Annotated in this window: 8 protein-coding genes and 1 pseudogene; all 9 read left to right on the top strand. The window is 28.8% G+C overall.

The window, feature by feature from the left end; translation table 4 throughout:
• Positions 1 to 109: 109 nt before the first annotated feature.
• The 9 genes and pseudogenes from MAGTDC_RS04265 (at position 110) to MAGTDC_RS04255 (ending at position 4731) form a co-directional block, all read left to right on the top strand.
• Positions 110 to 250, top strand: a complete 141-nt coding sequence (locus MAGTDC_RS04265) for a hypothetical protein (protein ID WP_192572961.1) — start codon at positions 110 to 112, stop codon at positions 248 to 250.
• A gap of 126 nt (positions 251 to 376) precedes the next feature.
• Positions 377 to 643, top strand: a pseudogene (locus MAGTDC_RS05825) (hypothetical protein); the annotation flags it as partial.
• Between the two features lie 326 nt (positions 644 to 969).
• Positions 970 to 1185 carry a hypothetical protein gene (locus MAGTDC_RS00865; protein WP_146656636.1) on the top strand — a complete coding sequence of 72 codons (216 nt, stop codon included), beginning with the start codon at positions 970 to 972 and terminating at the stop codon, positions 1183 to 1185.
• A 1455-nt stretch (positions 1186 to 2640) separates the two neighbouring features.
• Positions 2641 to 2832, top strand: a complete 192-nt coding sequence (locus MAGTDC_RS00860) for a hypothetical protein (protein WP_414173050.1) — start codon at positions 2641 to 2643, stop codon at positions 2830 to 2832.
• Positions 2833 to 2977: 145 nt separating this feature from the next.
• Entirely contained in the window at positions 2978 to 3277 is a 300-nt protein-coding gene (locus tag MAGTDC_RS00855) for a hypothetical protein (RefSeq protein WP_146656634.1), read from the top strand.
• A gap of 157 nt (positions 3278 to 3434) precedes the next feature.
• Positions 3435 to 3566 (top strand): hypothetical protein, encoded by a 132-nt coding sequence (locus MAGTDC_RS05270; protein ID WP_278046866.1) that lies wholly within the window; start codon positions 3435 to 3437, stop codon positions 3564 to 3566.
• Positions 3567 to 3800: 234 nt separating this feature from the next.
• Positions 3801 to 3965, top strand: a complete 165-nt coding sequence (locus tag MAGTDC_RS04260; RefSeq protein ID WP_192572959.1) for a hypothetical protein — start codon at positions 3801 to 3803, stop codon at positions 3963 to 3965.
• Between the two features lie 346 nt (positions 3966 to 4311).
• Positions 4312 to 4521: a hypothetical protein gene (locus tag MAGTDC_RS00850; protein ID WP_146656633.1), complete on the top strand. Its 210-nt coding sequence runs from the start codon at positions 4312 to 4314 to the stop codon at positions 4519 to 4521.
• 48 nt (positions 4522 to 4569) lie between these two features.
• The gene (locus MAGTDC_RS04255) at positions 4570 to 4731 is read left to right on the top strand and encodes a hypothetical protein (protein ID WP_192572957.1); all 162 of its coding nucleotides are present in this window, start codon (positions 4570 to 4572) and stop codon (positions 4729 to 4731) included.
• Positions 4732 to 14230 lie beyond the last annotated feature (9499 nt).

Here is a 14230-nt window from a genome sequence, read left to right as displayed (position 1 = left end):
ACTCTCCATTGAATCAAATAATGGTGTTGATTTCCCAACCAATATGCCTTGGCATATAAAGATTTATCAATAAGACTACAAAATAATATACAAAGTATAACCGTTATCAATGTCAAAGAATCTGACAGGAACAAGTTGGTCGATGTCGATGTACAACGTTGTTATTAATCTTAAAACTATTAGAAAGATATACATAAACCATATCCGACATTTATTAAGAACCGAAACAATAATCTTTTATAAAACATAGACATCTAAGTTATGACATCTTTGGGTTCGGTAGCATCAATGTTAAACTTTTTTAAAAATAATTTACATATTGGCATATAAATCGTATATTAAAATTTACAACGTATACAAACGTTGCGTTAAATTGATGAGTTATACTTTACTTCAAAATCCAATTCTCTGTAAGTCATCTAATTTAGATAGAACTGAAACAGAATTTTTAAATGAAAGATCAATAAAGGTAGGTGATAAGGTATGTGGTAGGCATGGCAACAAAGGTGTGATATCGAGGATAGTTCCGAAGGAGGATATGCCATTCATGGCCGTTGGAATAGCTACGGACGTTTAGTTTTTTATCCATTAAGTTATACCTTCAAGAGTAAATGTTGAACAGATATTTGAACTTCATCTGGGATTGATGGATTATGATGATGGGATCGGAACTTATAAAAACGAGTTACTCCAAATATATAACATATCGAACAATAAACAGAGAATAATCGATATCACTAAATCAAAACTATCAAAAACAACATCCGAACGTTGAATTTAAACAATCGATTAAAAATATTATTATTGAAATCAATATCTGATTCTATCCTAACGGTCTAATACCAAACGTTCAAGACATAGAAATCGAGTAGGATATTAAGTCCTTAGAATCATGTATTTACCTTTTTAATACAAACAAAGATGATAAATATCGGTGTCAATTATACGATGAGATTACAGGTCTAAAGCTTGGATAGAAACACAACAGTTGGAACCATGTATGTTTATAAATTTAACCACATGGTAGATGATAAAATATATACCAGATCTATAGAATCTTATTCAACCATTAGCCAACACCCACTGAAAGGTATAGATGGACAAAGAAGTATAGAGACTAGGTGAGTTGGAAGTATGGATGTTGCCGGACTGCAGAGTGGCATTTATTATTCGGGTAACTGTTAACTTACTAAACGTATTAATTTAATAATCTAGAGAAACGTTAAGTACCAACATAGATGAGAGATATCTAAGGTTCAAAACATCTTGTGGAGATATATCTGTCTGTTCTGATCAAAGAATCATGTTCGTTTTACATTGAACTTAAGGTAACATAACCAAGAATTAAATGTTGTGATAATGATGTGGTAATTAAACTTGATGGATAAATGAGGAAACAACCCGTTCAAGTTATCAGGTTACTTCAAAATCAAACAATATTATTATAGTCGTATGGGAAGTGATGAACAGTGTATATACCTTTTTTGTTGGTGATAACAGATAAACTTATTAATAGATGTTTCTGTATCCAAGGATATTTGGTCCGATTAACAAGAACAAATATTTATGTAATAAACCTGTGATAAATACAAACAAGTTGTTATCCTAATTATGGAACTGACTTTAATCATTAACTAAAGACGGATCAAACACAGATACGGTCATATAGAATTAGCTAAACCTATTGTTCACACTTGATTTCATAAGAATAACTCAGAAGTACTGAAACTCTACTTGGGTTGTCTAGTTTAGTGATTAAAGATCTGATAAATCGTGGCTTTACATGTTAATATAACAAACGAATATCTGATGATTTATATGGTATAAAATAATTAATCCATCTACTTACAGTAGTTTTGGAAAACAAAGAAGTTATGACAGGATTGTTTTGGAGGGATCGGCAATAAACCATTTACTATCGAGAATAAATCTTATATAAGTTAAAACATGAATATCCAACGAAGATATGAAAAATGCTGATTCTGTGGTTACTTCATAATGAATTAAACGATAGACTGGAGATTATCGATGACCGTTTAAAACATGTTGATCTAACTTGGCTTGTGTTAAACATTTGTTCCTGTTTTACCGGCTAGTTTAAGACCAACGTTGGTAGATGATAATGAAAGAATATAATCTTCCGATCTAAACGAATTTTATAGCTAAGTAAAGAATACTAATAATACTTTTTAAAGTGTTGTTTCGTTGTTTTTAATAAGTTTAGTTAACAATCGGTTACTAACAAATTAATACAAAACGTTGGAACGTTACAAACGAGTAGCAGATATGTTATATGACAATTCGAGCAACTTAGATAACCATCCGCCATATAGTAATAAAACATTAACATCTATTTCAGTAAATGTTGAAAGATAAACATGGTAGATTCCGACAGTTTCTTTTTAGGTTAAAAGTTACAGATTATTCTTGATAAACGGTAATTGTTTCAAGTTCAAAACTAAAACTTGATGAGTGTAGTATGCCATGAATTGCGGCATCTGATCTGTTTAAACCAATTATCTATTTAAAATCAGTATTGAAACTTGTAACCAAATCAAATGTATTCAATAGAGAGTACGTTAGATGTAATCCGGTTATGGCTAATCAAAGCTTATGATGAAGTTATAAGTTGTTTATCCTATTATTTTAAACAGAACACCAATACTTCATAAACTTTGTATGTTGGTTTTTATGGTAAAATTAAATAATAAAGATGTAATCAAAGTACATCCCATCCTGGTTTATAAACGGTTCAACGTTAACTTCAATGATGATTTAATGGTAACAACACATGTTTCTTTAACTAATGAAGTCAACAAAATCATGAAGTAATGAAATATATGTTATCATCTAAGAATATACTACATCCGACCTATGACAACGTTGTAATGAACTCTAACTAAGAACATGGTAATGGGATTATTTCTGTTTCACTTTTTAATAGAAAGTAATAAAAAAATACTTAAGATTTGAATCATTGGCTTTACTTAAAAGAGTTATTGATCTGAATTTAATCAATGTTCATACTAATATTATATATGGTGTAACTATTAATAATAAATTTACAACAGTTATAACAACATCAGGGTGGGATTTTTGTATTGCTGATATAGTACCATCTGAATGTTGTGGCAGATATGATGTTTCATCATCTGGATTTTATAAAGGATCGGATTATAGATTTTTATACAAGAAGTTAACACAGATTGTGATCGATGAAAGATGGTTAAAGTTTTGTGAAGCACTAATAAGATTGGGATTTAAATATACAACATAATCTGAACTATTATTAGGTCATCTGACTTATTAACTTCTGAACACGAACAAAACACCTTGTAAATCTGTTCGAAACAAGGTAATAGAAGTGATTAACAACACGCAAATTATTCTACATAATTCACAACAACGTTTAGGCTTCTGAGGGTTATGATCAGATGTTTGTTGATGGAGTTTACAAAACTATGGATCTAGATGATTCAGATATGTATCCCAGTAATTCTTCATTAATTAGCATAATGGTGGGTTTTGGTAGTGGCATGAACAATCAGGTCGGTTACAACAACTAACGAGTCTATAGAGGGAAGTTGTTTGCTTCAATGATGGGTTAAACAAAATGTCAACATCCCATCCGTACACAGAGGATATCTCAACCGTTGAAATGTTTGTACTTAGTTACAGTTAAAGAAAGAAAAGATTAACAGATCTGTTGAATAAAACATTTAAATCAAGTTATTTTATAAGAGAGTTAGTATGAAACATCAGGAGAATGTGTTGCAGATGAGATTGGTTACAGAACAAAGTTGAGTTTAGAGATAGACTTGTCATCAGATGATTGTGATAACACTTGTGGTTGACTTGTTGGCAGGTTCTTGCTTGATGATGTGATTGTTACCAACGTTGTAGTAGCTGATTCAAATGTTGTGTTGATTAAAGAGATAAATATCGGATCTTGTAAAGGTTTGTAAGTATAAAGTTCATACTCGTTTGCCATTAATGTAACAAACAAAATCCGGTATATGCAGAAAGTGTTATGGATTGAATTATTGGTACAGGAAGGTTATTGAACTTAGGTGATTCGGTTTGAATATTGACAACTCAATCGATCGGTTGAATCTGGATTTAAGTTAACGTTAGGACCATTCCATGAATTAGAAATTAATGACTTGAAACCTATGAAAAATATCAATGTTATACTGAAATAACATGTTGTTGATGGATTAAAGTACAAAATTTTGTATGTTTTATTCATATCAAGATGTCTTAATCGTTGTAAGTAATAAGCATTCAGTTATGATTTATTAACAGGAAAACTTGTTTTGAAGGTTGTTGTTCCAATCGGATCCAGATTATCCTTTAATAACAATGACTTTGTTTAAGAAAGAACTTATTGACTCCGTTGTGATCAAACGAATTTTGTGTTGGTTCATGTTAATGGTAGATTATGTTATGGTAATCTGAGTTACAATGGTAACTTCAAATGAAAGATCAAGATTCAATGATTTATTCTCAGTTAAAAATTAGAAACAAACAGATAAAATCGATGCCAGAATTATACTTAAAGTAATTGATATGAATTTGACATATTTGTTAAACAACAACGTTCCATCTTCCAATCTTGTTGGTCATAGTAACTGTAATGTTAAAATATTTGATTGTATTATATTTTTTAAAAAAGAAGGAGTAAACAGATTATTAAGACATGGCTTTAGATGAAAGTGGAGGTTAGTATAAGTTAGAACAATTAATTGATAATTCTTAATCGAATTCGGATGTTGTTTTTATCCCACCATGTTGCGGATTGTTAAAGATAGGTAATACAAAGAGGTTTTTCGATTCATATGTTATTGAATAAACACGAGAATAAGGTTCCGATAGTATACCATTTATAAAAACCGACATTAAAACATAAACATTTGATAAAGATGTTAGTATTATGTAAATGTTGTTGTCTGATAGGTAGATCTTTCAGATTATGCTACCAATTATGGTAGCCTGTTGTTTTGTTAAGTATTTTATCAGAAGTGTTTAACAGATTTATGAACAATATGAGGTAAATGTTAACCCTAAACATATAGAAGACATATTAGAACTAATGACATCGATCTCAGTAATGTGGAATACCAATTGCTTCAACTTTGATTTAAAAATCCAGCAATAAATGATGAGTTATCGGTCAGATTAACAGGTTTTATCAAACGTTTGAACAGGAACAGATTAGATATTTTAGACAGGTAGTTGACATATCGAAGTTATGAACTAAAACATCAGATCTCACCGCTATCAACAATGTCCTATTAAAGTTAAACAAAAGCCATAGCCAGTGTTGTTATTAGAGATTTAGAATTAAAAATGGTAGGTATTAAAGACCGAATAATGTTTGGTATGTTGCCATTAATTGGTCTAGGATATGCAAACGAGTTAGTTAACTTCAATAATATTGTATAGTTTTAAAGAACATGTTTAATCTAGGATATTTTATTAAAATCTAGGAAATATAACATATAAAGTGATTAGTTCTGTTATATAAAGTAATAAACTTTAATTGAAAATTATCGGTGTTAATACAAGCCGGAATGATGGTGTTAAGTAGTTAGTGGTAATTGATTAATGAGAAAACATGCAGGTGGGGAAGTTAAATGTTAATGGTATTGATGCGATGGTGGAGTGTTTTATAGGGAGTAAGTAATGGATATTTTTTGTTTGGATCAGTATATAAAGGGTCTGATCGGTTGTTTTAATATCCGGTTGAATGATTGGCTGATAACAACGTTTGAAGTGGGAAGTGTTCATGGTCTTTGTTTGAAGTTCAAAGGTTGATGTGTTTAAGTCATACCAATATTATGGTTTAGATCAGTTTGGTACGATGGTATACTTTATGATGGAAACAACATCCTGTTAATCAGGATTTCATTAATACAATGTCTTTAGGATAAGGATGTTTATGCATGAAGAAAAGAGGTTAGGTTTGTAGTTACTCTTGGTATTACTTGTTCAGTGAGTTTGTTTAGGTTGGATTTTTATGTTCCAAGTATGTCAATGTTGGTTGAAATTATTTAAGTAAACATCGGTGTTCAAGCAATCGGAGAGTACAGACTTAATTGATCAGTTTGGTTTATCTACTTCAATAGAGTTGTGATTGGCTTGGTTGTTGAACATCAGAAGTAGAAACGAACACTTGAAAACACAGAGATTGGATTAGCTGAAGGTTGTGAGTGTTCATGAAATAATTGGGGATAGATGTTGTTGCTGTTAAAGTTCCTGTTAAATCAAGTAGAATATCGAACAATTGTTAGATGTTTTGTGTTCGATGTAGATAAATTCAGATAAAAGAAATAACATAAGTTCATCTACCTGTTGAGATAATTATAGATGGTAGATTGGTAAAAGATGAAGACGGTTGTTAATGTGTTGGTTTATTAAGGTACAATTGAGGTGTTGTAAGTTGTGATGATTGAAGCCAATGTTTTAATGGCTATTTTAATAAAGATACAAAATTGTAACAGAGAGGTTGGTAGTTGATTAACTGGATTGAGGACTGGGAGTTTGAATTGTACAACGTGTAAATGGCAAATCAATGTGACGTGATGTTAATTAAACAAGTCAGTGTTGATTCTTGTTCGATGAGAATAATTATTAGTTTAAGGAATCAGATGTAATAGTTAAAGTTAATATAATTTATGGACTCAATAAAGTTATAAATTAGTTAATGGATTAAAGATCTACTTTGATAGGTGTTGGTCATATTAGTCATTGAAGATGTTATCTGTGTTGGTAACGAAGTCAGCTTTGATGAGTATTTAATGTTAAAATGATTACAGAAGTCGAAACATCTGTTTAACAACCGGATGTTGTTACGTTTAATTAATAATTAATATATGGGATTATATAACGATAAAGGAATAATGGCAACAAGGTAGTGAATAGTACGAGCGGTGGTATAAGTTGAAGAGATATATACATCAAAATGGGATGTAACTTACGGTAATAAATTAGTTTGTTAGTGAGATTTGTATCAGTTGTTGGACCGTAATCATTCATCTAAGCAATGGTTGTTATTAATTGTTCGAATTAAACGATTTTGTTTAATGGATGGTTTCTTTCAATGGGATATTAGATCAATTGTTTAGATTTGTTGTACACAAGGGAGAATTGGTGTTAAATTAACATATATGTTGGTATCACAATTGTTATAACATCTTGTTCATGGTCGTTTATGTTGTTCACTTTAGTACCATGTTTTATCATGTAATTGAAGATTTAACCGTTTGTTAGTAATACAATTCAACACCGTTAAGGTTAAAGAAACCAATCTTATGAAAGAAATACTTGTATTATGTACTGTGTTTTATAATTTAAGATGTTAACTTTTAGTGGTCATTAATAACTCCATGTTTTTAACTTATGGGTATAACATGTTTTATCAATAGTTGGGGTATGCTTTTAACAACAGAAATGTTAATAGAATGGGATTAATATTATCATAATTATGTTAACGGATTATATGGATTGGTTTAACTTTATGGGATCTGATTCAAGTGAATGATATAGATCGGTTCAACAAAATGAATCAATTAAATATTACTAAACATGATTTCTATGGGATTATTTCAACTTAATTTTAAGTATATTATTTAAATCATCTAATTTTAAGTGGTTATTAGTTCATTCGTTTACGTTTGGTTGTTAGAGTCTTTTGATGGGTTCGTTTAATGTACAGGATTTAGGAACATAATGAAGAGCTTAGGTTTAAGTTGTGTTTGGTAGTTATGGTACTCTTAACAGTTTTTTTGTTGTATTACTCTGAATAATATTCCCATATCTACAGATCATGTTAATCGTATTTGTTTGAGTAATATTAATGTCTAACCGATAGTGAGATTTAATCTAAAGGTAGATTATCGGTATTAAATTGTTAAGCTTACCATGATGGTAACGAATATTGGAAGGAGAAACATAAAGTACAACAAGATGTTATGGGTCATTGGATTGCCATCTGGAGGTTTAGATCTTATCGACATTAGGATTTTGACATTAATCAAAAAAATTATAAACCTTGTATATGTTTAAGTTTATTGATAAACAGAAAATTATTAAGTTATTAAGATGAAACTATATGGGTTCAAAATGGTTTAAACTATCAAATCGAACGTATGATTACTTTGTGTTGTGTTCAAAAAGAGTTGTAGTGAAACTTCTTCGTTCTGGAAACATGCTTGGATATAGTGAGATAAACGAACTTGTATTTTATCTGAATATATTAGGAATTCCATTACGATACTTCCAAACGTTGGAGCTATGGACACCACATCCTCATATTTAAGTTGAGAATCGAACCTTTCGATTAATAAAAGAGTTATCATAACCAAAATAACTAAGAGATCTATTTGTTGATAGTAAATTTTTTATAAGTGGACTTTAATGAAATTGAAATCAGTAGTAGTAATTTATTTGGTTTCGAGATTGATTCAATAGGTTCGTTGATGCTTTATATCAAACTTTTAGAAAACATTGTTTGATAGTATGTGGTTTTTAAAATCGAATTGACATTCGGAGATCTACTTATTAACTAATCTTTATCATCTTCACGATGATCTTAAACATGTTTCGATCTTAAGCCTAAACATGATAATTGTAAACAAATCTTTTATAACATCCCGATATTCTTCATGTAAACTTTATAGATAACCAACGTTGCCAACATCCATACACCCAATTTATTGATGTTATAGAAGCCGATATGTGTATAAATTATAACTGGTTAAAAACTGATTAAACCAACGATAATATAAGTTCCATTCGTAAATCAATATAATTCTTTAAAAATTAACCACATTTTGTTGGTACATTTGGTTTTATTAATTAATTATTACTATATTTATGTTTAATATTGATTAAAACAACAATTCGACTTATTACTCATAGTATTCTAATAGACATATTGTTATCATAATTGATGTGGTGTTGTTATTATCGTAAATGTTATCGAATGTTGGTCGTTGTAAGGTATTATATCGATGGATTAAATATGAACCAAAAAAACCATAACTCACCGAGTTAACTGATTGGAACAGAGGATAAGAATCAGTTGTTTAGATTATTGATCATAATTATGATTAGTAGTTTAATCTTTATATTGGTTGTGGTAAATAAATTGGTGGTTTCATGATATGATCGATAATTTTATGCTTAAGTAAGTACTAAACACAACAATTTATAATAACGTTTTACATCTAATTACATGTGTTTGTTAAAGCTTATTACTGTGTTTGTTTGATTTTAAAAAAGATCAGTAATATTGAGGTAATGACTACAGATGTGTAGGTTAGTTCAATTTAGGTTCGATATCAATGGGTTTTTGTTTATAATTTTATTAACTTTATATTAATTAACCAAACGTTTAGCCATTGTAATAACATGATGGGAATAAACATGTTGTTGTGTTTCAGATATCGGAACTTAGTATGGCTATAAAACATATAACATTATAACGAACAATGACCTATTATTTGTTAACATGAGAACTTGGCTTATTTGTTGATTTAAATGTATTGTTATGGTATTGACATGTGTTTATGTATTAATTAAGTCATTAGCTTAATCAGTATGAAACTTTATATTAATTGACATATGTAACAAATCAAAAAAACCCTATCAAGGATGGTTATTTAGACTTAAAATAAACAACGATGCAAGAAACGATGGTGGCATCAAATTATTCATTGGATTTAGTTATTTAAATTATAATTGACATGTATCCGGATTGATATTTTGTTGTTAATGGAATTAGGGTATTTATCAATGTGTTGTTTGTTCATTAAACGAATTCTAAGGAACGAGGTATTATAAACAGGTTCGTGGGTTGTATTGTAATCAAAATATTTTAATGTTAGATATGTATGGTTTTATAATTATTGATAATAATCGGAACAGTAATATGTCTTGACAGGTTGTTTGATGAAATATTAAGTCTATACTTGTATAAATATTACTTTTAACATAAATTAAATTAATCCAACAAAGTGTCGTTAATTATATGGATCTGTTAATCAAAAACCCAAACATCATAATATGTCAGTTGTTATTAAGGGATGTAATTGGTGTTAAAGTTTAAATTTTAAGGTGATTACAATATATCTTTCAAATTGTTGTTAAATATGGTTACTTAGTTAATTGATATTAATAAGATTAAATTTAATTAGAACAAGGTATGTTAACGAGATGACCAACATGGTATTTTGGTAATTAATTTAATATTTTAAGTAAATATGAGATAATTTATTGAATTATTTTTGGTTAAATATCAATATGAGACCGTTGTCAAATACTGGCTTAATATTTAAATAAATATCCTTAACAAATCATAAATTAATTAGATTAAACACCATTATGTTACCTTGTTGTTAAATTCTTCATAGTTAGTGTATAAATTTATTGTAAAATGTAATCTATATCGGAGTAACATTTATATCTTGTTGGTGTTAATACCATTTATATTAAAGGGAACCAATGTTTATAAATAATGTTGATTAGGAAGGTGTTCGTTGTAATCTGTTTTGTTTTGGTATCTTGAAGATATAATGGACCAAACTTCTTGGTTAGTTAACACATAAACCTCTCAAAAATCCAACAATCGATTGAACATCAATATATCACTAATATTATTTTGGTACTGGTTGTTGTTTGTAATAACAAATGTTATATTCATATCAGTATATATCTTTTTTTTCTTCCATTGATTTCGGTTTCTTATTATAGATTAAATAACCCAATGTTTTGTTATACCTTTAACATGTTATAGATCTAGAACGGTGTATTGTAATCGATTTACCTCGATAAGTAGTTTATAACATTATAATTCTTAAGCTGTTTAGTTCGGCATTAATCTGTTAACATTAAAACAACGATTGGTTAAGTTGATTGATAAGATATTAAACTGTAGGTCTATATAATGGTTGTTATTAAGTTTAAGCCTATACATTGGTATGTTGGAGTTTTAGTTGAAAGTATATGCAAATGACATGATTAATAGACCCGTTTTTAATGATAAGAAATGTAAATGTTTGGGGTTGGGATGGATGATGGTTGATGATGGTGGGTTAGGTAATGTTTAGATTATTTGAGTAATATATTAGGTATTAATAGCTTGGTTATTTTAGTGATTAAATCGTATACATGACTTAAACAAAAAATTATAGGTATCAATAGTTAATATACTGTGGATTTAAAAAAGGTTACAAATGTTGTAAGTGATGTGTTAAGTCTGTCTAGGTGTATATAGATGGTTATCTGATGGATTTTAGGAGTTTGTTTGGGAACAGGAATCACATATCTATTAAGATGACAATACGTGTTGGTTTTATCTGTTAGGTCTTATTGATTGGTTACAGTATTTTTTCGTTGTTAGTAATAATGTATTGATCGTTATTATTTGCTTGATTTATATTTAAACACTTCAACTGAATCGTATATTTGATCTGTTACAGTTAATTTAAGTAGATCTTTAGATTATATCCTTTTTTATATCCCTTTTTAATAAAAGATTACCATCGTTGTGTTGGTTTTGTCGATTGGGTTAAAGTTATATATATTTGATGTTTAAAATATTTAGGATATATCTGATGCTTAAATATGTTGTTAAGTTCGATAATGGGTCGTTGTTTCGAACGATACAACCAGATCTATTGGTTTTAGAAGATGTAGGAGAGTAATCTGAACAACACGTATCGATATCTTTCTTTAGATTTGATCTTGGTGATTTAAATGTCAACTTAAGCTCTGAGTTTTGATAACGTTCAACAGGTAGCTTTATATTTCATTGGAATAATCATGTTTCAAAATATTGTTGTAGTTTTATGTTGAAGTAACAACTTAAGAATACCGCTAAGCCATAATATTTATCTTTGTATAATAATCGGAATATGATCTACAAAATCTACAACTTCTTAGAACAGACATTCCGATAACATTCTATACCTCAAACGTTGGTTAATGAGTATCTCTTTTCTGTTCTGATATCTTCTATTATCCCGTTGTTGGATTAACTTAATAAAACTATCTTGGAATAGAATTGTTCGGTGGTTGTATTGAGATGGTGTTTAATAAAACGAATTAATACAACTAACTGATTGGTATAACACACTGTTCAACCTTTTAACAACGTTGTATCTCATTCTTGGGATAATTGTAACAACTTCAGAATCAATACCACTATAAACTAAAACTAATCCGATCATAACTCTTAAATCAACTAAGATATAATTCCAACCTCTACTATGTTAGATGTGTTTAATCTTTGGTCATTGAAGTACAACAAAATAATCTGATTACACGTTTACATCTAAGTTATGTGTCCGTTGTTTCTTGCTAGGAGTTATTTTAATTGAATTACATGTTATCGATATTGGTTGTTATATGTGGAGTAATTACGTTTTATTTGTATACTTTTAATACGTTAATTATAAGTTCAGTTTATAAAAAAAAGATATACTAATCTAATAACACCCATGTTGTTAATAATGGGTAGTTGTTATAACCGGATTATTGAGTTAATCCACCTTCGGTTTAAATTAATGTAACAAAAAATATGGTCTTGGTAAGACATTGGATTAATTCATCATGTGGTTAAACATTACATGAGGTCGTTGGAGGTATAAAATAGATGTAAAATTAGTTGTTATGGGATTAAATTTATAAGAATACTGAGTATAAATCAGTTTAATTTTATGTGGATATGGAGGTTGTTTACGTTGTTGAATTGTTGTTTATTTTTAGTAGAACTTATCTTAACCATTGGTCTAGAAGTTTAGATCGGGGATATCAGCATGTTGTTAGTCAATAAGATATCATTGTTAAACGTTAATCTTTAATAGACTTTATCAATTTCCTGTGATTTATTACTGAGTATTATAAGTTTTAAAAAAAAACACAATATCGGTTATTTACATTAAGTAAAAAATAATTAATTAAATCGAATATAATAAGACAACATATTTGATAACTTTGGTTGGAATCGAGATTTGTTTGGCACGTTGTGATTCGTAATGTTAACATTAACGGAAAAAACCGTTGTGACTAGTTATTAGATTTTATTAGATATTTAGATTAATCACTGTTAATTCTTGGTTTTCATCGATGTGTTTAATAGCAATTAATAGATCTCTGGTTAATAACTTACTGTTAATAATCCATCCATTTAAATTTGAACTAATAGTACTATTTGTAAAAATCCGTTGTATTAATAACCTACGGTTTGTAACGATAATGTTGGTTTAAATTATTCACTATGGGATGTAACGTAGTACTATTGAAGTTATGAGTTATTCTCATCTCTGTTTGACTGGATTTTGGTAGTGGAATTAGTTAATTAAATTATTAATCATGGTATCAGATAACAGATTAGAACTCATTAGGATTTCATGTATCAATGTTGGATTATGTCCGATAATGGTACTAATATTATGTTCGAAGTTAATTATATAATTTATTAGTGATTAGAATTTGTTAATCTGTTGGCAATCGAATCAGGGTCGTCTGTTGTTCTATAATCTTGTGGATTAATGATGGCTTAGTAAACGATTAGTATAATCTTGATGTATTAACTTAGTTGTTATAACATTGGTACCGAGTATCTAATATATCCATTAATTAATTTTTTTAATAGTATTACTGATTTGGATTGGATTTTTATAACATTGACATATGTTAATAGTTGATTCTTTATTGGATTTTGATTTATAATATTAAATTGGTAATTGTTATTGAACTAATGCATGGGTGTTTTGGAACATTTGGTAATCAAGTAACAGTTATAAGAATATTAATATTATTGGGATGAATTATTATCAACATCCATTTTTTGGTAAGTGTATGCAGTTTGTTGTGAGTTTTGTATAGTTAAAGTATTAATTAAATAAATGTTGGTAAGTTTAAACAAAATCCTGTTAGTTAAAGCCAAATTGTCATTAGTTTTATTTGTTTTATATAATTCATGTTTAATATTACTTAGTGGTTCCGTTGGATGATCGGTAAAGTAACTTTCACTGGACGTTGGTAACTTTGGTCGTTGTAATCGTATTTATTGATAACATATAGACAGATTATTGTAAGATTAAAAAAAAGATTTCCATACCATATCCTTGTTAGTAATCTTTAACAAAAAAGGTTAATATAGTATTTGGATCAAGATGTGGTTACTTAATGGTAACAACGAGGTATGTTTTGTTTTTGGGTT

The sequence above is a fragment of the Candidatus Hodgkinia cicadicola genome, assembly GCF_002774925.1.
The sequence above is the reverse complement of the archived record's forward strand: the minus strand, read 5'-3'. Positions and strand labels throughout refer to the sequence as shown.